Annotated in this window: 23 protein-coding genes; 8 read left to right on the forward strand and 15 right to left on the reverse strand. The window is 36.7% G+C overall.

The window, feature by feature from the left end; translation table 11 throughout:
- Nucleotides 1–17 precede the first annotated feature (17 nt).
- On the reverse strand, nucleotides 18–434 hold the full coding sequence (locus PXG98_RS08250; RefSeq protein WP_276390230.1) for a hypothetical protein: 417 nt from the start codon (nucleotides 432–434) through the stop codon (nucleotides 18–20).
- 180 nt (nucleotides 435–614) lie between these two features.
- Here PXG98_RS08250 and pepT point away from each other — a divergent pair, with 180 nt between their 5' ends.
- The gene (gene pepT, locus PXG98_RS08255) at nucleotides 615–1,844 is read left to right on the forward strand and encodes a peptidase T (RefSeq protein WP_276390231.1); all 1,230 of its coding nucleotides are present in this window, start codon (nucleotides 615–617) and stop codon (nucleotides 1,842–1,844) included.
- A gap of 1 nt (nucleotide 1,845) precedes the next feature.
- Entirely contained in the window at nucleotides 1,846–2,430 is a 585-nt protein-coding gene (locus PXG98_RS08260; RefSeq protein WP_276390233.1) for a YdeI/OmpD-associated family protein, read from the forward strand.
- Nucleotides 2,431–2,461: 31 nt separating this feature from the next.
- Here the strand turns inward: PXG98_RS08260 and PXG98_RS08265 are convergent, their stop codons facing one another.
- From PXG98_RS08265 to nusB, 4 genes are all read right to left on the reverse strand, one after another.
- Entirely contained in the window at nucleotides 2,462–3,808 is a 1,347-nt protein-coding gene (locus PXG98_RS08265) for a Gfo/Idh/MocA family protein (RefSeq protein WP_276390235.1), read from the reverse strand.
- Nucleotides 3,809–3,909: 101 nt separating this feature from the next.
- A complete protein-coding gene (gene yajC / locus PXG98_RS08270) occupies nucleotides 3,910–4,197 on the reverse strand; it encodes a preprotein translocase subunit YajC (RefSeq protein WP_276390237.1) in 288 nt (95 codons plus the stop codon).
- Between the two features lie 19 nt (nucleotides 4,198–4,216).
- Entirely contained in the window at nucleotides 4,217–4,693 is a 477-nt protein-coding gene (locus PXG98_RS08275) for a DUF1573 domain-containing protein (protein ID WP_276390238.1), read from the reverse strand.
- 46 nt (nucleotides 4,694–4,739) lie between these two features.
- Nucleotides 4,740–5,654 (reverse strand): transcription antitermination factor NusB, encoded by a 915-nt coding sequence (gene nusB / locus PXG98_RS08280; RefSeq protein ID WP_276390239.1) that lies wholly within the window; start codon nucleotides 5,652–5,654, stop codon nucleotides 4,740–4,742.
- Between the two features lie 202 nt (nucleotides 5,655–5,856).
- Here nusB and PXG98_RS08285 point away from each other — a divergent pair, with 202 nt between their 5' ends.
- The 4 genes from PXG98_RS08285 to PXG98_RS08300 all read left to right on the forward strand — a co-directional run bounded on the left by PXG98_RS08285 (nucleotide 5,857) and on the right by PXG98_RS08300 (nucleotide 11,314).
- Nucleotides 5,857–7,611, forward strand: a complete 1,755-nt coding sequence (locus tag PXG98_RS08285; RefSeq protein WP_276390241.1) for an ABC transporter ATP-binding protein — start codon at nucleotides 5,857–5,859, stop codon at nucleotides 7,609–7,611.
- A gap of 77 nt (nucleotides 7,612–7,688) precedes the next feature.
- Nucleotides 7,689–8,060, forward strand: coding sequence for a PUR family DNA/RNA-binding protein (locus PXG98_RS08290; RefSeq protein WP_276390242.1), 372 nt, complete (start codon nucleotides 7,689–7,691; stop codon nucleotides 8,058–8,060).
- 82 nt (nucleotides 8,061–8,142) lie between these two features.
- Nucleotides 8,143–10,665: a M14 family zinc carboxypeptidase gene (locus PXG98_RS08295; protein WP_276390243.1), complete on the forward strand. Its 2,523-nt coding sequence runs from the start codon at nucleotides 8,143–8,145 to the stop codon at nucleotides 10,663–10,665.
- Nucleotides 10,666–10,756: 91 nt separating this feature from the next.
- A complete protein-coding gene (locus PXG98_RS08300) occupies nucleotides 10,757–11,314 on the forward strand; it encodes a thioredoxin family protein (protein WP_276390244.1) in 558 nt (185 codons plus the stop codon).
- A 4-nt stretch (nucleotides 11,315–11,318) separates the two neighbouring features.
- On the opposite strand, the gene PXG98_RS08305 is transcribed toward PXG98_RS08300, so the two are convergent.
- Nucleotides 11,319–11,861, reverse strand: coding sequence for a YfiT family bacillithiol transferase (locus tag PXG98_RS08305; protein ID WP_276390245.1), 543 nt, complete (start codon nucleotides 11,859–11,861; stop codon nucleotides 11,319–11,321).
- A 153-nt stretch (nucleotides 11,862–12,014) separates the two neighbouring features.
- Between PXG98_RS08305 and PXG98_RS08310 the strand changes: the two genes are divergently transcribed.
- A complete protein-coding gene (locus PXG98_RS08310; RefSeq protein ID WP_276390247.1) occupies nucleotides 12,015–12,653 on the forward strand; it encodes a peroxiredoxin in 639 nt (212 codons plus the stop codon).
- Nucleotides 12,654–12,727: 74 nt separating this feature from the next.
- Here PXG98_RS08310 and PXG98_RS08315 read toward each other — a convergent pair whose 3' ends face one another.
- The 3 genes from PXG98_RS08315 to PXG98_RS08325 form a co-directional block, all read right to left on the reverse strand.
- Nucleotides 12,728–13,660 (reverse strand): peptidylprolyl isomerase, encoded by a 933-nt coding sequence (locus tag PXG98_RS08315; protein WP_276390248.1) that lies wholly within the window; start codon nucleotides 13,658–13,660, stop codon nucleotides 12,728–12,730.
- 96 nt (nucleotides 13,661–13,756) lie between these two features.
- A complete protein-coding gene (locus PXG98_RS08320) occupies nucleotides 13,757–15,154 on the reverse strand; it encodes a M20/M25/M40 family metallo-hydrolase (protein ID WP_276390249.1) in 1,398 nt (465 codons plus the stop codon).
- Nucleotides 15,151–16,032: a PPK2 family polyphosphate kinase gene (locus tag PXG98_RS08325; protein ID WP_276390250.1), complete on the reverse strand. Its 882-nt coding sequence runs from the start codon at nucleotides 16,030–16,032 to the stop codon at nucleotides 15,151–15,153. The genes PXG98_RS08320 and PXG98_RS08325 overlap by 4 nt, the downstream gene beginning before the upstream one ends.
- Before the next feature lie 178 nt (nucleotides 16,033–16,210).
- Here PXG98_RS08325 and PXG98_RS08330 point away from each other — a divergent pair, with 178 nt between their 5' ends.
- Nucleotides 16,211–16,912 carry a hypothetical protein gene (locus PXG98_RS08330; RefSeq protein ID WP_276390251.1) on the forward strand — a complete coding sequence of 234 codons (702 nt, stop codon included), beginning with the start codon at nucleotides 16,211–16,213 and terminating at the stop codon, nucleotides 16,910–16,912.
- A 13-nt stretch (nucleotides 16,913–16,925) separates the two neighbouring features.
- Here PXG98_RS08330 and PXG98_RS08335 read toward each other — a convergent pair whose 3' ends face one another.
- The 6 genes from PXG98_RS08335 to PXG98_RS08360 all read right to left on the reverse strand — a co-directional run bounded on the left by PXG98_RS08335 (nucleotide 16,926) and on the right by PXG98_RS08360 (nucleotide 23,485).
- Nucleotides 16,926–18,089, reverse strand: a complete 1,164-nt coding sequence (locus tag PXG98_RS08335; protein ID WP_276390252.1) for a sigma-54-dependent transcriptional regulator — start codon at nucleotides 18,087–18,089, stop codon at nucleotides 16,926–16,928.
- A 146-nt stretch (nucleotides 18,090–18,235) separates the two neighbouring features.
- Nucleotides 18,236–19,114 carry a mechanosensitive ion channel family protein gene (locus tag PXG98_RS08340; protein ID WP_420909564.1) on the reverse strand — a complete coding sequence of 293 codons (879 nt, stop codon included), beginning with the start codon at nucleotides 19,112–19,114 and terminating at the stop codon, nucleotides 18,236–18,238.
- Nucleotides 19,114–20,454, reverse strand: a complete 1,341-nt coding sequence (locus PXG98_RS08345; protein ID WP_276390253.1) for an ABC transporter permease — start codon at nucleotides 20,452–20,454, stop codon at nucleotides 19,114–19,116. The genes PXG98_RS08340 and PXG98_RS08345 overlap by 1 nt, the downstream gene beginning before the upstream one ends.
- Nucleotides 20,444–21,376, reverse strand: a complete 933-nt coding sequence (locus PXG98_RS08350) for an ABC transporter ATP-binding protein (protein WP_276390254.1) — start codon at nucleotides 21,374–21,376, stop codon at nucleotides 20,444–20,446. Before PXG98_RS08350 ends, PXG98_RS08345 begins: the two co-directional genes overlap by 11 nt.
- 414 nt (nucleotides 21,377–21,790) lie before the next feature.
- Nucleotides 21,791–22,906 (reverse strand): molecular chaperone DnaJ, encoded by a 1,116-nt coding sequence (gene dnaJ, locus PXG98_RS08355; RefSeq protein WP_276390255.1) that lies wholly within the window; start codon nucleotides 22,904–22,906, stop codon nucleotides 21,791–21,793.
- A 15-nt stretch (nucleotides 22,907–22,921) separates the two neighbouring features.
- On the reverse strand, nucleotides 22,922–23,485 hold the full coding sequence (locus PXG98_RS08360) for a nucleotide exchange factor GrpE (protein ID WP_276390256.1): 564 nt from the start codon (nucleotides 23,483–23,485) through the stop codon (nucleotides 22,922–22,924).
- Nucleotides 23,486–23,606 lie beyond the last annotated feature (121 nt).

A 23,606-nucleotide genomic window follows, 5' to 3' on the forward strand; every position in this document is an offset into this window, starting at 1 on the left:
GAGATATAAAACACCGCCTATTCGGGAAGAATTCCCAAGAGCGGGGTTCTCATAACTTCTGCACACAACTCCGTATAAAGCTTATATTGTTTAGGATTAAACAATCTTAAAAGCTTTATGTCATATGATTTGGCATTCACCACCATTTTGTCTTGAAGAGTCTTGTATTTACCTGCAAGTTGCATAAGTTCCTCTTCCGTTTTCTGAGGGTGGGTTTTCATAAGGAGATCAATTTCGTCTTGAAGCAATTTATTTTCAATGGAAAGCTCTTGCGTCCAAATTTCCATTTTTGCCTTTTGATCGTCATTCAATTGAAAAACCTCTGCCAGAGTAGCGTTGTCTTTCCCTCCGATTCCCAGAGTACAGTCCCCAACTTGGCCAAAGCCCGTAAGGCAACAAAAAAACACTATAAAAAGACTAATTAATTTTGGCATAACTGATCACAAATTAAACGAATTAACACTAAAATTAGTTATATTTCTCAAGGAAATAATGTAGTCTATAACCTTTAGACCCAAAAACCATATCTATCTATTTAAAAATTGGCAAAATAATTAATGGGGCTCCTTCTAGCTCAAAATTAGAGTTTAATCTAAATAAAACACTAAAGACATATGGAATCATGCTTAACCAGATTCATCAGATACGCCTCTATTGACACCCAGAGCGATCCAAATTCAACAACTACCCCAAGTACAGATAAACAATGGGATCTGGCCAACATGCTATTTGAAGAACTAAGTAATATGGGACTACAAGATGTGAGTATTGACGATAATGCCTACATCATGGCCACATTGCCTTCTAACCAGCTTAAAGAAGTGCCAACAATTGGCTTTATTTCTCATTTTGACACTACTCCAGATTTTTCCGGCACCGACGTAAAGCCAAGATTAATAGAGGATTATGACGGTAAAGATATCGTGCTAAATAAAGAACAGAATATTGTTCTCTCACCTTCTTATTTTGAAGACTTAAAACAGTACGAAGGACAAAATATTCTGGTGACGGACGGCACTACGCTCTTAGGTGCTGATGATAAAGCAGGTATAACCGAAATAATGTCTGCCATAGCGTACCTACAGGAACATCCTGAGATTAAACATGGTGACATAAGAGTAGGATTTACGCCAGACGAGGAAATTGGAAGGGGTGCACACAAGTTTGATGTAAAGAAGTTTAATTGTGATTGGGCGTATACAATGGATGGAAGTCAGATTGGTGAATTAGAATATGAAAATTTTAATGCGGCCAGCGCTACCATTACAACAATTGGCAAAAGTGTTCACCCAGGTTATGCGAAAGGCAAAATGATAAATGCTATTTTACTAATTCAGGAATTTATAAGTCTACTGCCGGAAACTGAAGTTCCCCAGCATACTGAAGGACGTGAAGGTTTTTTTCATATTCATCATATAAGTGGTAAAATTGAAAAAGCGAAAGTAGAACTAATTATAAGGGACCATGACAAAAGTTTATTTGAAGAACGCAAAGCCTTTTTATTAAAGCAAGTCCAAGAGCTAAATGCAATTCACGGTGACTTTTTTAATATTGAGATAAAAGATCAATATTTTAACATGAGTGAAAAGGTGAAACCCGTATTCCATATAGTTGAAATTGCAAAGGAGGCGATGGAATCTATTGGAATTAAACCTATTATTAAACCTATCAGAGGAGGAACAGACGGATCTCAATTAAGTTTTATGGGATTACCATGTCCTAATATTTTTGCAGGAGGACATAATTTCCATGGTAAGTATGAATATCTACCCGTAGCAAGTATGGAAAAAGCTACAGAGGTTATTGTCAAAATCTGCGAACTGGTGGCAGCAAAAGAAAAGTAAAATGGATAAAATTGAAGCCTATTATCGTAAAGAGGGCCCTTATACCACAGGAATCCAAGTACTACGTGAAATTGCCTTACAAACGGAGCTAAAAGAAACACTAAAATGGGGGGCACCGGTATATACCATAAATGGAAAAAACGTACTGGGTATATTGGCCTTCAAGAATCACTTTTGCATATGGTTTTTTCAAGGAGTTTTTTTAAAAGACACACTAGGGGTATTACAGAACGCACAAGAAGGCAAAACAAAGGCCATGCGGCATTGGAAGTTTAAATCACAAGAGGATATCGAGCCAATTAAGGTTTTAGAATATTTTAATGAAGCCATTGCTAATCAGAAAAAAGGCTTAGTGGTTAAAGCAACTTCAAAAAAAACTGTCAAAGAATCTCCAGATTTAATAACATTCTTAGCTTCTCACGGAGAAGCTCAAGAAGCATTTAAGCAGCTAAGTACTGCAAAAAAAAACGAGTACCACAGTTATATTTCAGAGGCTAAGCAACTAAAAACTAAAGAATCTAGGCTCCAAAAAGTCTTACCATTAATAATAGCCGGCAAAGGTCTCAATGATAAATACAGATCTTAGTTATCCGAAAAATGTTACAAAACAAATTGTCCTAGGAAGGAAGACTCCAGCCATTTTCGTATGAGGCCTTCATTATTTCATTTGCTGCATTACTTGTGAACAGGCCTTTTTCCTCATCCCAATAAATCCGGTCTCCTGTTTTAAAGGCTACATTTCCCATGTGAGAAACCATTGCTGCATCATATCCTACTTGAATTGGTGCGTTTAATTGGTCCAAATCTCTACTTTTCACAACTTCCAAAAAGTTTTGTGTATGTAAATCTAGACCACTTCCCTCTTTGGGTTGCAAGGCCACTGCTTCCATTTTTGGTGGTCTATCATTTCCCCAGCCCTTAAACTCCGTTTCCGGAATTACTTCCCATCCACCTCTATCTAAAACCAACGTGCCATTATTTCCTATAAAAGCTATACCATGGTTCCGTCCGTAGTTCCCGCCATCTATCCCAGTGGCGTGTTCCCATAACAATGAGAAATCCTCGTATTCAAATACAGTTTGTAAAGTATCTGGAGTTTCCGATGCATCATTTGGATACGCAAACTTGCCCCCTAAAGCCATCACCGATTTCGGTGTGCCTGCTTTCATTCCATAGAGCGCATAATCAATTAAATGAACCCCCCAATCGGTCATTAAACCACCTGCATAATCCCAGAACCATCTGAAATTAAAATGATATCTATTCTGGTTAAAAGCTCTTTCAGGAGCAGGCCCAAGCCACATCTTATAATCTATACCTGAAGGTGTGCTTTTATCCGCCACAATCGGAACTGGCTTCATCCAACCTTGATATGCCCAGGCTTTTGCCAATCTAATCTCTCCTAATTTACCCGAATGTACAAAGTTTATGGCATCTACAAAATGAGGTTGACTCCTCTGCCATTGGCCAATCTGCACTACTCTATCACTTTCGCCAACAACATTGAGCATTATCCGACACTCCTGCATAGAATTAGCCAGAGGCTTTTCACAATAAACGTCTTTACCAGCCATCAGGGCATCTGCTAACTGTAAACAATGCCAATGATCAGGAGTTCCAATTATTACAAAGTCTATGTCTTTGTCTTCCAATAATTTTCGGTAATCCTTGTACCATTTAGGTTTAGAAATTCCTGCTTTCTCCAAATCGGCAGTGCGCTTCGCTAAAACACTCTCATCTACATCACATAAAGCGGCGACATTCACTTCGCTTAATTTCACAAAAGAAGTGAGATTGCTAAAACCCATCCCGTTACAACCAATTAATCCCACATTAATCTGGTCATTGGGGCTTATTTTCTTTCGAAAACTAGCCAATAACTCCATCGGAAACATAAAGGCTCCTGCAGAACCCATAAAGGCCAAAGAGCTATTTTTAATAAATCTTCTTCTTGTGAAATCCATAATTAAATAATTAGAATCTCAAGATAATTAATTTTAAAATAGCAATAAAAAAAAACATCCCTGCATGCAGAGATGTTTCTATATTTTGACAAGTGAAAATACTATTCCTTCACAGGTGCGTTTAATTTCTTACTTAATTCCATCGAAATAGCAGTACGATCAAATTTTAATCTGCCTGCCATAGTTTCCACAATACAAGAAAAATCCTTGTCGTTTAAGTCAACTACTTTTCCGTGAAGTCCACTTTTTGTAATAATCTTATCTCCTTTTTTAAGTTCTTGAGAAAACTTCTTTTCATCTTTTTGACGTTTCATTTGCGGGCGGATCATAAAAAAATATGCCACTGCAAATATCAAAATCATCGGAAGGAATTGTCCTATATCACCCATAATTATAAATTCAAAAAAATTATTTAACCGGACCTAAGGCAGTTGGCCCAGCATCTTTAGGATTAACAAAAGCCTTTATTCTCAATAACTCTTTACCTTTTTGTGTATTCGCCATAACCGTAATAGTCTTGGTTACCTGATTCTGACCAGTCCCGTTAAATTTAACCAATAACTCGCCATCTTCTCCTGGGGCGATAGGATCTTTTGGAGGGTTAGGCACAGTACATCCACAACTACTTGTAGCACTGGTAATTATTAAAGGAGCATTACCAGTATTGGTAAACGTAAATACTGTTTCTTGAGGAGTACCTTGGATAATAGTTCCGAAATCGTGTTCTATTTTTTCAAAACTCATTTCTGGAAGCTTTTTGGCTTCTAAATCTCTTTCGGCTGCCACTTCAACATTTTCCGCATTAACCTTGCTGGAAGCGTTTTCTTTGCAGGAAGCAAAAACAAACATACCTACTATACCTAGGGCGATAAATACTTTTTTCATTATAAATTACTTTTAAGATTTGAATGCAAAATTAAGGAATATTTATTTATAATAACCCCCTACCTGCCTTTTTCAACTTTCCAGACTCTTTAAATTCTTTGACAATCTTATCTAAAATACCATTTATGAATATACTGCTTTTAGGTGTGGAGTATTCTTTTGCTATTTCTAGGTATTCATTGATAGTTACTCTTTCCGGAATAGATGAGAAATATTGCAATTCACAAATAGCCATTTTTAAAAGGATGGCATCTATATCTGCAATTCGATCTTTATCCCAGTTTGGAGTTTTTAATTGTATCTCTTCCTCGAAAGCCTTATTATTCAGAAGTGTTTTTACCAATAATTGCTCTGCGAAGAGCATATCTTCCTCATCTTTTAAGAGCGCTGGCAAAAAATAGGAAGAAGGCGATGTATGTTTTAGTTTTTTTAAGATTTTTAAAATAAAGGTGTTCACCAAGGGAATATCATCTACCCAAGTAAGTTTATCGTCTTCAAAATATTCATATATTTTTTCATTTGGAGCAATAATTTCCCTAAAAAGTTGAGAAATAAAACTCTTATCTTTTTCGTAATCAACTTCGGAAAGACGCATATAATTCTCAAAAAGATCGCTATTCTTAACCGCATTAAACACAATCTTCACGTAATCTTCATGTAAATCCCATTGATTTAGCTTATTTGCCTCCAAAGAATCTAAAAGTTCTTCATTATTTGACAATTGGACCAAAACGGCATTATTTACAAATCTCTTAGGATCCTTAATAGAAGTATCCTCTGTATTTATATATTTTTTCGAAGATAGTTTTAGAAAGTTTTTTTCTCGCTTATGAAGTTCTATAAGGAGGCTCAAAACAAGTAAGTATAGGCTATAGGTATTCGCAATACTCTCTTTTAGGAACATTTTCTGTTTATCCAAGGATTCATCCTTAGAAAGGGTTAAAGCATATATGCACTGCATAACTTTAATCCTGATTTGCCTTCTTGTGAGCATTTTAAAGAACCTTGCTAATTAATATTGCTTCTAACGATGGCAAAAATACTAATCTATTTCAAAAACAAACCTATTAATACAGTTATCTTATCAGTTTTATAACATTTGGTTTGTATGCAATCTCCTATATTTGCCAAGCTTTAACCATTAGTTATTTGCTCCCGCATTAATGAAAGAACTACGCCATCTTAATAAATATTTCAAAAAGTATTGGGTTAAATTACTTATTGGGATCTTGATAACTATTGTTGCAAGAATTTTTCAGTTAGTTATGCCATCTTTTGTCAAAAAGTCAATAGAAGTAGTAGAGAACTATAGCAGACAAGAAATTGCAGAACCACTGGCCAAAGACTTACTCTTGGAGTATATCCTAATAATTATAGGCGCTGCCTTACTTTCCGGTTTTTTTACTTTTTTAATGAGACAGACCATAATCAATGTTTCCAGATACATTGAGTTTGATTTGAAAAATGAAATATTTGATCACTACCAGCTTCTAAACCTTAACTTTTACAAAAGGAATAGAACCGGAGACTTAATGAATAGAATTTCGGAGGACGTTGGGCAGGTTAGACTTTATGCGGGGCCAGCGATCATGTATGGGATGCAAACCCTAACTCTTTTTGTATGTTTAATCCCTCTAATGTTTATAAAAGCGCCTACCATAGCCTTTTACTCTTTGTTGCCGCTTCCTATCTTATCTGTTCTAATTTATCAGATCAGCAAAATTATCCACCGCAGAAGCACCAAAGTACAAGAATATTTATCCACTCTTTCCACCTTTGCGCAGGAGTCTTTTTCTGGAGTTTCTGTAATTAAAGCATACGGACTAGAGCCGCAAACCAATAAGGATGTAAAACTTCTGGCAAACGAAGGTAAAGTTAAAAGCATGGATCTGGCTAAAGTAAATGCCTGGTTTTTCCCACTGATGATTTTGCTTATTGGGATAAGTAACATTTTCGTGATCTATATAGGAGGTAAGCAATACATTAATGGTGAGATTGAATCCGTTGGAACCATTGCTGAATTTATACTTTACGTAAATATGCTTACATGGCCTGTTGCCATTGTAGGGTGGTTAACCTCGATAGTGCAGCGCGCTGAAGCCTCTCAGAGAAGAATAAATGAATTCCTAAAGGAAGAGCCTGCAATTAAGAATAATTGTTTAGAAGCTACTCCAATAGGCGGTAGTATTGAATTTAAAAATGTGAGTTTTACCTATGAAGATACCAATATTACAGCCCTGAATGATATTTCCTTTACAATCCAAGAAGGGCAAACGGTAGCCATTTTAGGTAAAACCGGGGCAGGAAAATCAACAATCTTAGATCTTGTAGCCCGTCTTTATGACACCACATCCGGGGAAATCAGCATAGACGGGACCCCGATCAGGGATTTAAATTTAAATAGTTTACGGTCTGCAGTAGGGGCAGTGCCTCAGGATGCATTTTTATTCTCTGATACTATTGAGAACAACATAAAATTTGGAAAAGAGGATGCCACAAGGGAAGAGATTGAAGAAGTTGCTAAAAAAGCAGTTGTACATAATAATATAATGGGCTTTTCTAAACAGTACAGGACTATTTTAGGAGAAAGAGGAATTACTCTTAGTGGAGGACAAAAACAAAGAGTGTCAATTGCACGGGCCTTGCTTAAAGATCCTCAGATTTTCTTATTCGATGATTGTTTATCTGCTGTGGATACAGAAACGGAAGAAGAAATTTTAAATAATCTAAAAAAAGCAGTTCGCAGAAAAACAACTTTAATAGTAAGTCATAGAGTATCTTCAGCAAAGAATGCAGATAAAATTATCGTGTTAGAAGATGGCAAAATACTTCAACAGGGTACACATACTGAATTGATCTCTGAAAACGGTTATTACAAGGAGTTATATTTCAAGCAGCTATCCACTAAAGAAAACTAGGAAAATGTTGCTGAATACGCTTTTTTTTTACATTTTTACTGATAATTAAGGCAAAACACTAACTACAATTGCAATCTATGGGTGATAAAGATTTAATGGACCAGGAAGAAATATTTTCAAAAGTTTTAAGAGCAGGCAGAAGGACTTACTTCTTCGATGTTCGAAGTACTAAAGCAGGTGATTATTATTTAACTATTACGGAAAGTAAGAAGTTTACACATGATGATGGGTCTTTCCATTATAAAAAACACAAAATTTATTTATACAAAGAAGATTTCCAGCCTTTTAAAGAAAATGTGGAGGAAATGATGGATTATATTATTTCTGAAAAAGGACATGAGGTTATCTCCGAAAGACATCAAAAAGATTTTAAAAAGGAAGAGCCAAGTGATAATGGAGAGGCGCCTTCCACTGATAGCTTTACGGATGTAAGTTTTGATGATATATAATAAATTAATAAAATAATTCTAAGGCGATCTTTGGTTTCAAGGATCGTTTTTTGTTTAAACCCATTTTAAAAATTCCCGCCATATGAAAAAATACTTATTCCTTTTACTATTAGTTTCTTATCTGGGTTTCGGCCAAGAGACCCTAAATCTGGATTACTACTTGCCTCAAAATATATCCTATAAGGAAAGTATTCCTACTCCAAAAGAAATAATTGGACATGAAGTGGGTGAATGGCATGTGACCCATTATAAACTAATGTTTTACATGCATCAGCTAGCTGCAAAAAGTGATCGAATAAGTATAGAGACTCGGGGTGAAACTTTTGAGGGAAGACCAATTCTCCTCTTAACAATTACTTCCCCTGAAAATCATCAAAATCTGGAAAGTATTCGTCAAAATCGTCTGGCATTAACAGAAGCTGGCAAGGAGGGGGTTTCTTTAGAAGAAATGCCAATAATAATATATCAAGGCTTTTCCATTCATGGCAATGAAGCTAGTGGTGCAAATGCCGGACTCCTATATGCGTATTATTTAGCCGCCGCTGAAGGACCAGAAATTGAGGCGCTCTTAAATTCTGCGGTGATTCTTTTAGATCCTTCCTATAACCCCGACGGTTTGCAACGCTTTGCGTATTGGGCAAATACCAATAAAAGTATAAACCTAAATGCGGATCCCAATGAGCGGGAATACCATGAAGTATGGCCAGGTGGACGAACCAATCACTATTGGTTCGATATGAATAGAGATTGGCTGCCTGTACAACTTCCTGAAAGCAGGGCTCGTATAAAAACATTTCATAAATGGCTGCCTAATATTCTGACCGATCATCATGAGATGAGTACAAACTCTACCTTCTTTTTTCAGCCAGGAGTTCCATCTCGTGTACATCCGTTAACCCCTAAACTCAATCAGGAACTAACCGCAGAAATTGGTGCTTACCATGCCAGGGCATTAGATAAACTCGGTTCACTGTATTATTCTGAAGAACGATATGACGACTATTATTATGGAAAAGGGTCTACCTTTCCAGATGTAAACGGCAGCATTGGAATTCTTTTTGAGCAAGCAAGCTCTCGCGGGCATCTTCAAGAAACAGAAAACGGAATTTTAACCTTTCCGTTTTCCATAAGGAATCAGCTTACAACAGCCTTATCCACTATTGAAGCAGCCCAAACTATGCGAACCAGATTATTAGGTTATCAACAAGAGTATTATAGCGATTTAAGGAAAGAGGCAAGTAATTTAAAATCAGAGGTAATCTTATTTGGTGATAGTAAGGATGCCTCCAAAGCATACCATCTTGCGGAAATACTTCAAAGACAACAAATAGATTTTGACCTTTTAGAGGAAGATAAGACGATCCAAGGAAAAACCTATACAAAAGGTCATAGTTATGTAGTCCCTTTAAATCAAAAAAATCCTAGGTTAGTCAAAGCTATGTTCGAGAAAAGAACCACTTTTATGGATAGCTTGTTCTATGATATCTCTGCCTGGACTTTTCCCCTCGCCTTCAATGTAGATTATACCTTTACCAATGAAACCACATCTACTACTTCGGTTACTTCTGTTTTAAAACGGCCAACGGCCAAGGTTTCTAAAAAAAGTAGCTATGCCTATTTGTTCGAGTGGCATGAGTATTATACCCCAAAGGCATTAAATAAAATTCTTTCTAAAGGACTAAGAGCCAAAGTGGCAAAAAGTCAATTTAGTTTAGAGTCTTTAGCCTATGACTACGGAACAATAATGATTCCAGTACAAAATCAAAAGCTGAATGCCGAAGAATTATACCTGTTTTTAGAAGAAATAGCATCCGAATGTGGTGTTCCCATAAACGGTGTATCTACGGGTTTAACCAAAGGAATCGATTTAGGAAGTAATGATTTTGATCCTTTAAAACCTCAAAATGTTGCTCTAATAGTAGGAAATGGTATACGGCCTTACGATGCGGGAGAAATTTGGCATTTATTTGATACACGTTACGACATACAAATCACTAAAATTGACAAATCTTATCTTCCAAATTTAGACCTAAGCAGTTATACAGACATTATTCTACCGCAGCATTCTGGAAAGGGCAGTTTGGATTCTGCTTCCACAAAAACTATTCGAAATTGGGTAAAATCAGGAGGTACTTTGATAGGATACGGTAATGCCGCTATTTGGATGAATGAACATGATTTAATGACATTGGAATTTAAAAAGGATACCCTAGTTGCTACCAATATTTCCTTTGGACAAAAACAAGACTTTTTAGGAGCGCAGGTTACCGGGGGAGCAATATTTGAATCGAGACAGGACAGATCTCATCCAATTAATTATGGTTACAAAAACGATATGATATCTCTCTTTAGGAATACCAATGTATATTTAGAAAAGGACAAAGAGAGTTATAACAATCCGTTGCAGTATAGTAAAGACCCTCTTTTAAGCGGATATATTTCTAAAGAAAACTTAGAACTTATTAAAGAAAGTGTTCCCTTTAAGGTACATAGACAAGGTAGAGGTCGTGTAATTATTTTTACAGACAATACCAATTTTAGAGCTTTCTGGTACGGCACAAACAAATTACTGATGAATGCTATTTTCTTTGGTAAAATCATGTAATAGCAGGTAGTCTTACAGGTTAATTTTGTACTAATTCCGTGGAAATAGTATTTTTACCCAGTATATAATTTAATAGCATAAGAATATCATTATGGCAAGTACTCCAAGTACGATGCTTCCTCTGGGAACAAAAGCCCCTGGCTTTTCCTTAATGGATACAGTGTCTGATAAAGAATTACATTTATTAGAAGACCTAAAGGGAGGTAAAGGAACCCTGATTATGTTTATCTGCAATCATTGTCCGTTTGTAAAGCACGTAAATTCAATGCTAGCTTCCTTGGCCGAAAAATTTCAGCCCTTAGGCATTCAATTTGTAGCCATCTCCAGTAACGATGTAGAAAACTATCCTCAGGATTCTCCAAGTTTAATGAAGATTACGGCCAAAGAAGAAAACTATACCTTTCCTTATTTATACGACGAGGACCAGGATGTTGCCAAAGCATACCAGGCGGCATGTACACCTGATTTCTTTCTTTTTAACAAAGACTTACGTCTGGTATATAGAGGGCAGTTAGATGACTCCCGCCCAGGAAATGGAATACCGGTATCGGGCATAGATTTAATAAGGGCGATGGAGGCTCTTTTAGCAAATACAGAGGTATCTCCAATTCAAAAACCCTCCATTGGGTGTAATATCAAATGGAAATAAGAAATTACCATCCCTTTTTCTGAAGGATGTTCCTAATATGTTGTGTATGATGATTTCCGTGCCAGGCATATCTGCCAATATTTTCTTCAAGCGAAGTAAAAGTATTGGTCTCCGGATGAATAAATCCTTTTTTTAAATCCTGATCCTTTAATCCTTTAAGAAGAAATACCAATTTGGCATGTACTACTTTTAGATGATCAAGAGACATGGAAATTGGAGCGGAGCGCGAATCGTGAAGCTCAGCCCATTTTTCTTGTTCATAGACCTTTATACGCGGCGTATCCTCGGTTAGAGCCCATTTAAATCTAATATAACTGTTATGATGACTGTCGGAAATGTGATGTATTAATTGCCTGATAGTCCAACCCTCGGGCCTATAAGGTTCACTTAATTGCTCATCATCCAGGGATAATACTAATTCCGAAAGCACTGAGGGTAATACCTCTAAATCCCCGATCCATTTTTTCAAATGTGATTCCCTAATCTCCTCAGGAATAATAAAAGTTCCTATAGGGTATTTTAAATTTTGTAAAGTAGATTCATCCATTGCATAAAGTTAATAAATAGGTAGAATAGTGTCTCTCTTATTAAAAATTATATTAAGCCAAACTTTAATAGTTTTTTAACCTGCGATTGATTTTTATCATAGGATTAAACTATACTTTTAAATAAGTTTGAAAATTAATTTAAATCAAAAAAAATGGCAACAATTAGGCTTGGAGATACTGCTCCAAATTTTACAGCAGAGAGTTCAATAGGAGAAATAAATTTCTATGAGTATTTAGGTGATGGTTGGGGGATTTTATTTTCACACCCGGCAGACTTTACACCTGTTTGCACAACAGAATTAGGTACCGCTGCTAAATTCAAGGAAGAATTTGACAAACGTAATGTAAAGATGATTGCCTTAAGTGTTGATGGCAAGGCGTCTCACAACGAATGGATCAAAGACATCAATGAAACGCAGCAAACATCTGTTAATTTTCCGATAATTGCGGATGAAAATAAAAAAGTATCTAATCTTTATGACATGATACATCCTAATGCAGACAACAATTTAACGGTTCGCTCAGTCTATATCATCGCGCCAGATAAAACAGTAAAACTAATTATAACCTACCCGGCCTCCACAGGTAGAAATTTTCATGAATTACTCAGAGTAATTGACTCCCTGCAACTAACGGCCTATCACAAGGTAGCTACTCCCGCTAATTGGGAGCATGGTGAAGATGTGGTGGTAAGTCCGGCTATACCAACCGATGAGGCGAGAAGCATATTTACAAAAGGGGTAGAGGAAATTAAGCCCTATTTAAGGATGACACCAGACCCAACCGCTTAAAAGGTTTTGGGTATAAAAAAAGGCACTTCTTTTAAAAAATTAAAGAAGTGCCTTTTTTGGTATTCCTATGGCCTTTACTTTACGCCCACCAACTCTACATCGAACATTAAAGTAGCGTTTGGAGGTATAACTCCGCCAGCACCAGCGCTGCCATATGCCAATTCCGATGGAATAACGAAACGCGCCTTATCACCAACTTTTAAAAGACTAATACCTTCGTCCCATCCCGGAATCACTTGTCCAATTCCCAACTGAAAATCTATTGGCTCATTTCGCTTAAAAGAAGAGTCAAATACTTGCCCATCCAGCAATGCTCCTTCATAATGAACAGAAACGGTCTGGCCTTTTTCGGCTTTGCTACCCTCACCCTTTTCCAAAATTTTATATCGTAAACCACTAGGGGTGGTATTGAACCCTGCAGCTACTTTTTCTAGTGCTGCCTCAGCTCTTTCTTTCTCTTCCTTTAGTCTTAGTTCTTTCGCACTTTCAAAATTGGCGAAAGCCGAAATTGCATCCCAGGCTTCTGCTTTTTCTCCTACTCTCACTATTTCTAGACTTTCTATAACATCTCCTTGAGCTATACTATCTACCACTTCTTGCCCGGAAACAACATTTCCAAAAACGGTATGTTTGTTATCTAACCAAGGCGTTGCGACGTGGGTTATAAAAAACTGACTTCCATTCGTCCCAGGCCCAGCATTGGCCATAGAAAGTACTCCAGGTGCGTCATGTGTCAGGTCTGGATGAAATTCATCATCAAATTTATAACCTGGATCCCCTGTTCCGGTACCCAAAGGACATCCTCCCTGAATCATAAAATCTGGTATGACGCGATGAAAACTTAATCCATCATAATATGGGGCTCCTATTGATTTGGCGCTATTCTCACGTTTCCCTTCTGCTAAAGAAACAAAGTTGCCTACCGTTCCAGGTGTTTTTTCATAGGTAAGATTTACTAGAATCTCTCCCTTTGTAGTATTGAATTTAGCATAAATTCCGTCTTGCATATCACATTTTTTAAATGAGTTGCAAAGGTACGTATTTTATGCTACTTTTTAATATTTAGGCGTTCAAGATAAGCGAGTTTAGCAAGTAAATTTATCTTATTTTCCAGTAGGCTTAGCTACTGCTTCTGTCACATGCTTGTCGAATAGAAAAACAAGTGATGCCATGGCGGCGGCACCAAGTTGTAATTCTCTTTTATTCACGTGTTCAAAGGTATCATTTTCCGCATGATGATGATCAAAATATCGCTGAGAGTCAGGTCTAAGTCCTGCCAGTGCCGTCCTATTATTTTTTAGTGGACCAATATCCGGTCCTGAAAACCCTTTTTCGAAAAGATGAATATAATACGGTTCGAACAGAGGTTTCCAAGAAAGAATCTGTTCGAATTGCTTGTCTGAGCAATCGAAAGAAAAGCCCCTTGGTGTAAATCCCCCTGCATCACTTTCTAAGGCTAACAAGTGATTTTCGCCAGATTTAAGGGCATTTTCGGCGTAGACCTTGCCCCCCCTTAAACCATTTTCTTCATTCATGAATAAAACTACCCTGATGGTCTTTTTTGGTTTATATCCAGTCTTTTTAAAAAGCCTAAGAACTTCCATACTCTGTACGCATCCAGCCCCATCATCATGCGAACCATCACCTAAATCCCACGAATCTAAATGGCCCCCAACCAAAATAACTTGATCTGGATAAGTACTACCCTTTATTTCACCGATTACGTTATAGGAAGTTACATCCAAGAGCTGTCTACAGTTCTGTTTAAAATAAAAGAGAATATTTGGATTGAGTTTTAAAGTGGTACTAAGTAATTCTGCAGCATTTGTGCTTATGGCAGCAGCTGGAATCCTCTCCTTTAGATCCTGGTCGCCATAACTCATTGCACCAGTATGAGGAAAGTCATCCAGGCGTAAATTCATTGACCTTACAATAATGCCCAAAGCTCCATAAGCAGCTGCTTCCTTAGCACCTGCATAACGCTGATTTACACATCCACTGTAGGCAGCGAAAGTATTTATCAGAGTAGGATCCATTGGCTTATTAAAAAAGACAAGCTTACCCTCTATTTTTGCTCTTCCTAATTTCTCCAAATCCTCAATTCCCTGTACTTCAACAACATTTGCCTTAATGCCAGCAGCTGGAGTAGCAATAGAACCTCCTAGGGCGGTGATTGGAACATTATTGGTGAATCCCGGACTGGTCTCTATATAGGCAAATTCCGGGGTTCCTCTCACCCATTTAGGAACTTTAACTTCCTGCAGCCAAACCCGATCTAAACCCAAAGTTTCCAGCTGTTCTTTTGTATACTCTATGGCTTGTTCGGCCTGTACAGATCCCGAAAGTCTTCCTCCGATTTGATTAGATAAATGATTAAGCCAATCGTATCCCTTAGCATCGGAAAGAGAGGTGTCAAATATTGCTTTTATTTGCTCAGCGTCTCCCTTTTGTGACCAAGCCGTGGTCGCGACTAAGACAAGTAATATAAAATAGTTTCTCATTCTTCTCCCTCTAATTGTGATTTATACAATTCAATATTAGCTTTTATTTCATCATCTAGCTCAGGTTCAGTAATATCTTTAAGTTTTTTTAACGATTTAAGCAATATTTCGGCAACAATCACTCTTGCTCCCTTCTTATTGTCGGCAGGTATAACAAACCATGGCGCCCATTCCTTGTTAGTTTTTAATATAGCCTCTTCATAGCACTCTTGATATTTACGCCATAATTTGCGTTCTTTTAAATCCCCAGGAGAAAATTTCCAGTTTTTCTCCTTTAAACGAAGACGCCTTAAAAGTCTTTGTCGTTGCTCTTCTTTAGACAAATGAAGAAAAAATTTAAAGATAATAGTTCCATTATCTACCAGGTGTTGTTCAAAATTGTTTATCTGCTCATATCTTCTTTCCCAAAAATCGTTGTCTATATCCTTTAAGGAATCAATTCCTGGAATATTTTCCCCTAATATATACTCTGGATGTACTTTGGTAACCAATACATTCTCGTAATGTGTTCTATTAAAAACTCCAAATTTTCCTTTAGCTGGTAAAGCGATATAATGACGCCATAAATAATCATGGCTTTTTTCTAATGAAGAGGGAACTTTAAAACTGTGAACTACTATTCCTCTAACATTAAACTCCTTAAAGACTTCACGAACCAGACTGTCCTTGCCTGAGGTGTCCATACCCTGCAGACAAATAAGAACGGCATATTTTCCATGTGCATACATGGTATTCTGAAAATCCCCTAGTTCTTTCCTTAGTTTTGAAAGTTCCTTTTTTAGCTCTTTATCCGATAGCCCCAAATCTTCATAAGTATTATAACTTTCTAATTTAGGATTGATGGTGGCTCTAAAGGATTCAATATTTATTGTCTTCATGCGATTAAGATAAAATAATTTAACTATCTAAAAAAGGTTTAGTGGAAACCTGGGGATTAGTATGTTTCTCTAATTAATTGGTTATCAACCATGCAGCTTGTCGAAAAAATATGCAGATGTCCGATATTTTATTTAATTTAATCGTCCCTATAATTTTTACTAACCTACCAATTATGCTATGAAAATTGCATTTTTCATTTTTGCCTCCTTTCCTCTCTTGTTTTCTGTATATGCCAAAAAGGACAAAGCCTGTATATACGCCGGATCAAATCTTGAATACATGGCAACACAGACAAAAATTGCCATTCAGGCAGAGCAGGTAGAAAAATCCCGGTATTATGCATACAAGGCAATAAATGCCTTTGAGAAGTCAAAAGAACAATTTAAAGATTGCGGCTGTGATTATATAAATATTTATTTAAGAGAAGGCTCGGAAGACTTAAAAAAAGCAACGCGCGTAGTATCCTTAAACGGCACGCGTATTTTACTACAAAGAGCATTGGAAAGTATAACGGAAGGCCTAACTATGCTCCAAGAACATGAAGAACATGCACATAGTGTATATGGCAATGATCTTTTGGCCCTAAATACAAAAAATACCTTGTTAAACAATTCCAAACCTATACTTCCGACAAGAGATGTTATTGAGAAGAAAATTGACATCTCCCTTGCCAAATTTGAGAAGTCCCTGAAAATTGTTATTAAAGATGTTGGCTGTGAAGAAGCCTATGATTTTTCTGAAAAAATATACTTATACTCCGAAAAACAATTGTTAAAAGAAGGTTTATCGGAGGCAAAAAAGTACTACCATCTCAGAACCAAGCAAATTACGGCCAAAGCCTTAGAAGAACTAAGACCTTGTATGAATACAGTGTTCTAGAATTAGTGGTAATCTATTTACTCGCAAACAATTTTACATCTGCTTCTGAAACTTCTTCTCCTCCCAATATAATTAGACGTTCAACCACGTTCCTTAACTCCCTTATATTTCCCGTCCAGTTATAACTCTTTAATAAGGCAATAGCCTTTTTAGAAAAGCCTTTTACGGCAACTCCCTGCTCTGTGGCAATCTGATTTGAAAAGTGTTCAATTAAAACAGGAATATCTGTTCGTCTGTCATTTAGTGCCGGAACATGAATTAAAATAACTGCAAGACGGTGGTATAAATCTTCTCTAAACCTACCTTCCTCGATTTCCTTAATAAGATCCTTATTCGTGGCGGCAATAACCCTTACATCTACCTTGATGTCTTTATCGGTACCCACCCTGGAAATTTTATTTTCTTGAAGCGCCCTGAGGACCTTCGCCTGAGCAGACAGACTCATATCGCCTATCTCATCCAAAAAAATAGTTCCTTTATTGGCTGCTTCAAATTTTCCTGCTCTGTCTTTGACCGCCGAAGTAAAAGCCCCCTTAACATGACCAAATAACTCACTTTCAATTAACTCGGAAGGTATGGCAGCACAATTAACCTCAATAAAAGGAGCACTGCTACGTTCACTTTTTTCATGGAGCCAATGCGCTACTAGTTCCTTCCCCGTGCCGTTTTCTCCAGTTACTAAAACTCTAGCATCTGTTGGTGCTACCTTATCGATCATTTCTTTAATTATGGCTATCTCAGGGCTTTCACCAACCATCTGAAAACTCTTACTAACTTTCTTTTTAAGAATCTTATTCTCAATAATCAGCTCTTTTTTCTGAAGCGCATTGCGTACGGTAGTTAATAATCTATTTAAGTCTGGAGGTTTAGAAATATAGTCAAAAGCTCCTAAGCGCATAGTATTTACAGCTGTATCTAAATCGCCATGACCAGAAATCATAATAAATGGCACCTCTGGTTTAATGTTTTTAGAACTTTGCAGCACTTCTACCCCGTCCATTTTTGGCATCTTAATATCACATAAAGCCAAGTCATAATCATTCTTCCTGATCATTTCTAAGCCAACCACTCCGTTTTCTGCTTCTTCTACCTCATAAGAGTCGCTTTCTTCGGAAAGTATTTTAACCAATACTCGTCTAATGGCGGCCTCATCTTCAATTACTAAAATCTTTGACATAATTCTACTTTATACTGTTAGTTGCAATTACAATGCCAGCTATTTCCTACTTAGTTAAATAAACCGGCTTTTAGTTTTTTTATTTTACACTTTGTTAAATCGTATTCTAATTGGTTTCATGGCAGGGTTAAATTAGCCTGCTACGGTTACTTCTTCGAAAACAAATGAACATCGCGTTGTGGAAAAGGAATAATTATAGCGGTATCACGGAAATTCTTATCAATTGCGTAACGTATTCTACTTTTAATACGCAGGGATTTAAAACTGTCTTTTACGTAAAAATGAAGTGAAAAAAGTAGTGCTGAATCTCCAAAATCGTCAAATAAAACAAAAGGTGCTGGGTTCTTTAAAACTTCCTTTTCTTCTTGCGCGCATTTATCAAGAATTTCCATGACCTTATCTACATCACTTCCGTAAGCCACTCCTACTTTGATTTCTTCTCTGGTTGTCTTGTGATTTTGGGTATAATTATAAATAACGTCACTCATAAACTTATGGTTTGGCATAATAATCACTTTATCATCACGCGTAACGGCTAAGGTAGTTCGCAATTTTATCTCTACAACCTTACCAATTTTACCTTCCACTTCCACTATATCTCCTACTTGTAAAGATTTATCTAGGATGATAAAAATGCCACCAATAATGTCCTGAAATAATTCCTGCAATGCCAATCCTAGACCTACAAAAAGTACTGCAGAGGCTGTAATTAACACAGTAATATTAATACCCGCCGCACTCATTGTTATAAGTATAACCGCTATATAAACCACATACTTAATAAATTTAAAAATGCTTACAAACTTCATCCTATCATCCCCGTCCATCTTGCGAGTAATAAAATTCCGAATAGATTTTAGAATAAAACTGGATAGAAAAAAGGCAAGAGTAAGAACAAGGAGTAAACCGATGGTAATATTAATAGAATTCTCCCCCTCTCCGATATGAATACCCCAATTTAAGAACTCCTTAATGGATTCCATAAATTCTGATCTGTTAAGCAACAAAGGTTTCCCAAAAAACATCAATATCTCAGCCATTTGTACAATTCTTTATATGTAGGTTTCTTACCATACATGAGGATTCCTACCCTGTATATTTTCGCCGCGAACCAGACAATCGCAATAAAGGTTATTATTAAAAACAGAATCGAGGTTAATACCTGCCACAACGGTACCCCGCCATCACCAATTCCACCAGGCAGGCGCATGAGCATTACTATGGGTGATGTAAGTGGAAACAGAGAGAATCCTACTGCAATTGGGCCATGTGGATTACTAAAAACAGAGAAGAACCCCACGTAAATTGCCAACATCAAGGGAAGTATAATTGGGAAAATAAACTGCTGTGTATCCGTTTCATTATCTACAGCCGCACCAATTGCAGCATAGATAGAACTGTAAATTAAATAACCCAGAATAAAATATACCAGAAAAAGCGAAATAAGAAGAACCCAGGGTATTTCCAAGAATTCCATGGCATACAATTGCATAGCGTCCATTGGCACATCCACAGGAGCTGGAGCGCCTAATGGGCTTGGTAAACTCTGTTGGGTACTTAAGCCTGTTAGATCAATTCCAAAGATCATAAAAACTGCAAAGAGTAAAAGAGAGGCAGACAGAATCCAAATAACAAATTGGGTTATTCCAGCTAAGGAAGTTCCGATGATTTTCCCTAACATTAGCTGGAAGGGCTTTACAGAAGATATTATAACTTCAATTATACGACTAGTTTTCTCTTCGATTACACTTCGCATTACAAAACCGCCATATATGATTATAAACATCATTATAAGATAGCCAAAACCTCCGCCAATTATTGCCTTAAGTTCGTTGATCCCTTTTAGGTTCTGCTTCCCCGAAAAAGTTAGGATATTGATTTCGAAAGGTTGATTTAGCAGTTTGAATTCTTCCGGAGAAACGCCGAAGGTAAGAAGTTTCCGCTGTCGAAGTCTTTCTTGAAATACATCTTCTAATGGATCTAAAACCGCAGCACTAGGGGGCTCTTTAGAATAGAAATAAGATTCCATAACCACCTCTTCTAAATTTTCATAATCTGGGATATACAGCAATCCGCTTAGACCTAAATGCAAGGTAGAATCTTTGGCCTTTTCAAGAGAGATGTCTTCAAAAAAGATATACGATGTTCTGTCGGTAATATTGAAGTCTGTAGAAAAATAGTCACTTTGATTAAGAATACCTACGACCTTTTTATCACTGTCATTTACCTTGGTGAGATACGCGATTAAGGCAATCATGCCTACCATCAATATTGGACTTAGAAAGGTCATTATTACAAACGACTTATTTCTAACCTTAGCCATATACTCTCTTCGAATGATCAATGGTAGTTTACTATTTTCCATTTTTATCCTTTACCGTTTTTATAAAGATATCACTAGCAGAAGGGACCGTCTCTACAAAGCTATTTACACTGGCAATAGTGCTCAAATCGGCTAGAAACCTCTTTGTATCATCTGAAGGTAATCGCACATTAAAGTGGCAGTGTCCATTTTGGCCCTTAATTTCATCTATCCCTATATTATAATGACTTTTAAGATTTTCTAATCCCGTATTGGTATTTTCAAAATCGGCTATTACTTCAAACGTATTATTTTTGTACTGTTTCTTAATATCGTCTAGCTTTCCATCTAAAATTTTCTCAGAATTATGTAAGAGGGCAATATACTCACAAAGTTCTTCCACAGATTCCATCCGGTGGGTTGAAAAAATTATCGAGGCACCCTGGTCTTTTAGATTAATAATCTCATCCTTAATTATATTTGCATTGATGGGATCAAATCCACTAAAGGGTTCATCAAAAATTAATAGTTTAGGTTGATGTAGAACGGTGACAATAAATTGTATTTTTTGCGCCATTCCCTTTGAGAGTTCCTGTACTTTTCTATTCCACCAATCTCCAATCTCTAGTCTTTCGAACCAGTATTTAAGTCTTTTTTTTGCTTCACTCTTAGTTAATCCTTTTAATTGTGCCAAATAAAGAGCCTGCTCCCCTACTTTCATACTCTTATACAAGCCGCGCTCTTCTGGCAAATATCCAATGGATGCAATGTCTTGGGGCCGTAAAGGTCTACCATCAAATAAAACAGAACCGGAATCAGGAAAGGTAATTTGATTTATTATTCTTATCAAGGTGGTCTTTCCAGCACCATTAGGTCCTAAAAGACCATAGATACAATTTTCCGGAATAGAAAGAGATACCTTGTTAAGTGCATATTGGTTCCCAAATTTTTTGGTTACCTCTTGGGCTACCAGAATATTATTCATCAAAACAATTTTTTCTTAAACGCAGAAATATTGCGTATGTCTAGACTAGGGTGATCTTAAAAAGCAAAAGAATTCAAAGTCTAGACCAATTACATTAAAACCGGGTCATGAAATCCCAAGTAGTACGTACTCAAAGATATAGAATTGCCTCAATATCTGTAGATATTATACAAGATTTGTAAGGAAAAAGAATGTTGTACGATTAAGCATAAAAGAAAAAGTATTTGAGCCATATAAATTGTGCCCGTAGTTCTCAACTATTCTGTAAACAGGATGCTTAGGCCACAAAAACAAAACCCACCCTTAAAAGAATTAAGGATGGGAAAAAAATTGCTATGAAAAAGAAAATTAATATTGGTTTCCCAATATTGCTCCAAATATACGTTTTTTATTTAAAAAGAAAAGGATAATTCGTTAAGAGAACATATCCTTAACCTTTTCAAAGAAAGATTTGTCTGATTTTTCTGGTTTTGGCTCAAAGTTTTCGGAATCTTGCATTTTCTCAAAAAATTCACGTTGTTCCTTGTTAAGTTCTTTCGGTGTCCAAACATTAACATGTACTAATAGATCCCCCGCGCCATAACCATTTAAACTGGAAATTCCCTTACCCCGTAGGCGTAAAATTTTGCCTGATTGTATTCCTGATTCCAGCTTTATTCTGACCTGTCCAGAGACCGTGTCTATTTCTTTAGAGGTGCCTAATACAGCATCTGAAATACTTATATACAGATCATAATGTAGGTTGTCCCCTTCCCTTTTTAATGTAGGATGGTCTTTTGTTTCAATAGCCACTAATAAATCTCCAGGGATTCCATTTCCAGGAGCCTCATTTCCTTTGCCAGACACCTTTAACTGCATACCTTTTTCTACTCCGGCAGGGATTTTAATAGATACGGTTTCCTCTTCAACTTTTAGACCTTGTGCATCTGCTCCAGCAGGTTTCTTATCTATGACTTGCCCTGTTCCACTACAAGTGCTACATGCCGCAGCAGTTTGCATTCTTCCAAGTATGGTATTTGTAATCTTGGTGACTTGCCCTGCCCCGTTACATGTTGAACAGGTTTTATAATTAACGCCCGGAGCTTGTTTCTTTCTTTTAACCTTAACTTTTTTCTCAACTCCGTTTGCCACTTCTTCCAGACTTAAAACCACTCTTATTCTGAGATTGCTTCCCTTAACACGTCTTTGTCCGCCTCCGTTGAAGCCACCAAAACCGCTAAAACCACCTCCAAAGGCACTTCCAAAAATATCTCCAAACTGGCTGAAAATATCATCCATATTCATACCCCCTCCACCGAAGCCTCCGCCTTCAAAAGCGGCATGCCCGAACTGATCGTATCTGGCTTTTTTATCCTGATCACTAAGGATTTCATATGCCTCAGCTGCGGACTTAAACATTTCCTCTGCCTTGGCGTCACCAGGATTCTTATCCGGATGATACTCCAAAGCTTTTTTGCGATAAGCCTTTTTAATTTCTGATGCCGAGGCACTTTTAGAAATACCTAAAATTTCGTAGTAATCCTGCTTCATTTGTATCTTAATCGTTTAATTCCCAACAACCACCTTTGGATGTCTTATTATTTTATCCCCAAGCTTAAAACCTTTTTCAACAACATCAATAATTTTTCCTTTGAGTTTCTTGTCTGGAGCTGGTATTTGGGTTATTGCATCGTGTACTTCTGCATCAAAGGTATCTCCTGATTTAACTTCTACTTCCTGAAGACCTTTTCCTTTAAGTGCTTCTCTGAACTTATTATTGATTAGCTCAACACCTTTAAACAAATCTTTATCAGAGGACTTAGAAATTTCATTTAGTGCTCTATCAAAATCATCCATAATAGGCAACATAGCAACCATAATTTCTTGCCCTGCAGTTTTAAAAAGATCCATGCGCTCTTTGGAAGTTCTCTTCTTGTAATTTTCAAATTCTGCAAAAAGTCTCAAGAATTTATCTCTTTCTTTAGACAAATCTTCTTCTAGCTTTTCAGTTATAGACAGTTCAGGGGTTTCCTCTTCTCTTAATTCAGAATCTTGTAATTCCCCATCATTTAGCACTTGTTCCTGTTCTAATGTCTCTTCTATATCTTCAATATTCTCCTTATTACTCATAATTGCTGTTCTTTACTCTTGTGAATATTAATTGGCAAAAGTACTGCCAATTCTTTAAAAATGTCAAAATGTCACAAAAAAAACACCTTAAATAAAAAGGTGTGCTAAAAATAAATTAAAA

It is taken from the genome of Eudoraea chungangensis (assembly GCF_029360665.1).
Classification (GTDB): Bacteria; Bacteroidota; Bacteroidia; order Flavobacteriales; family Flavobacteriaceae; genus Eudoraea; species Eudoraea chungangensis.

Bases quoted from the DNA above. Each gene is read 5' to 3' on its own strand.
- PXG98_RS08250 (WP_276390230.1), bottom strand. From the start codon at position 434: ATGCCAAAATTAATTAGTCTTTTTATAGTGTTTTTTTGTTGCCTTACG.
- pepT (WP_276390231.1), top strand. From the start codon at position 615: ATGGAATCATGCTTAACCAGATTCATCAGATACGCCTCTATTGACACC.
- PXG98_RS08260 (WP_276390233.1), top strand. From the start codon at position 1,846: ATGGATAAAATTGAAGCCTATTATCGTAAAGAGGGCCCTTATACCACA.
- PXG98_RS08265 (WP_276390235.1), bottom strand. From the start codon at position 3,808: ATGGATTTCACAAGAAGAAGATTTATTAAAAATAGCTCTTTGGCCTTT.
- yajC (WP_276390237.1), bottom strand. From the start codon at position 4,197: ATGGGTGATATAGGACAATTCCTTCCGATGATTTTGATATTTGCAGTG.
- PXG98_RS08275 (WP_276390238.1), bottom strand. From the start codon at position 4,693: ATGAAAAAAGTATTTATCGCCCTAGGTATAGTAGGTATGTTTGTTTTT.
- nusB (WP_276390239.1), bottom strand. From the start codon at position 5,654: ATGCAGTGCATATATGCTTTAACCCTTTCTAAGGATGAATCCTTGGAT.
- PXG98_RS08285 (WP_276390241.1), top strand. From the start codon at position 5,857: ATGAAAGAACTACGCCATCTTAATAAATATTTCAAAAAGTATTGGGTT.
- PXG98_RS08290 (WP_276390242.1), top strand. From the start codon at position 7,689: ATGGGTGATAAAGATTTAATGGACCAGGAAGAAATATTTTCAAAAGTT.
- PXG98_RS08295 (WP_276390243.1), top strand. From the start codon at position 8,143: ATGAAAAAATACTTATTCCTTTTACTATTAGTTTCTTATCTGGGTTTC.
- PXG98_RS08300 (WP_276390244.1), top strand. From the start codon at position 10,757: ATGGCAAGTACTCCAAGTACGATGCTTCCTCTGGGAACAAAAGCCCCT.
- PXG98_RS08305 (WP_276390245.1), bottom strand. From the start codon at position 11,861: ATGGATGAATCTACTTTACAAAATTTAAAATACCCTATAGGAACTTTT.
- PXG98_RS08310 (WP_276390247.1), top strand. From the start codon at position 12,015: ATGGCAACAATTAGGCTTGGAGATACTGCTCCAAATTTTACAGCAGAG.
- PXG98_RS08315 (WP_276390248.1), bottom strand. From the start codon at position 13,660: ATGCAAGACGGAATTTATGCTAAATTCAATACTACAAAGGGAGAGATT.
- PXG98_RS08320 (WP_276390249.1), bottom strand. From the start codon at position 15,154: ATGAGAAACTATTTTATATTACTTGTCTTAGTCGCGACCACGGCTTGG.
- PXG98_RS08325 (WP_276390250.1), bottom strand. From the start codon at position 16,032: ATGAAGACAATAAATATTGAATCCTTTAGAGCCACCATCAATCCTAAA.
- PXG98_RS08330 (WP_276390251.1), top strand. From the start codon at position 16,211: ATGAAAATTGCATTTTTCATTTTTGCCTCCTTTCCTCTCTTGTTTTCT.
- PXG98_RS08335 (WP_276390252.1), bottom strand. From the start codon at position 18,089: ATGTCAAAGATTTTAGTAATTGAAGATGAGGCCGCCATTAGACGAGTA.
- PXG98_RS08340 (WP_420909564.1), bottom strand. From the start codon at position 19,114: ATGTTTTTTGGGAAACCTTTGTTGCTTAACAGATCAGAATTTATGGAA.
- PXG98_RS08345 (WP_276390253.1), bottom strand. From the start codon at position 20,454: ATGGAAAATAGTAAACTACCATTGATCATTCGAAGAGAGTATATGGCT.
- PXG98_RS08350 (WP_276390254.1), bottom strand. From the start codon at position 21,376: ATGAATAATATTCTGGTAGCCCAAGAGGTAACCAAAAAATTTGGGAAC.
- dnaJ (WP_276390255.1), bottom strand. From the start codon at position 22,906: ATGAAGCAGGATTACTACGAAATTTTAGGTATTTCTAAAAGTGCCTCG.
- PXG98_RS08360 (WP_276390256.1), bottom strand. From the start codon at position 23,485: ATGAGTAATAAGGAGAATATTGAAGATATAGAAGAGACATTAGAACAG.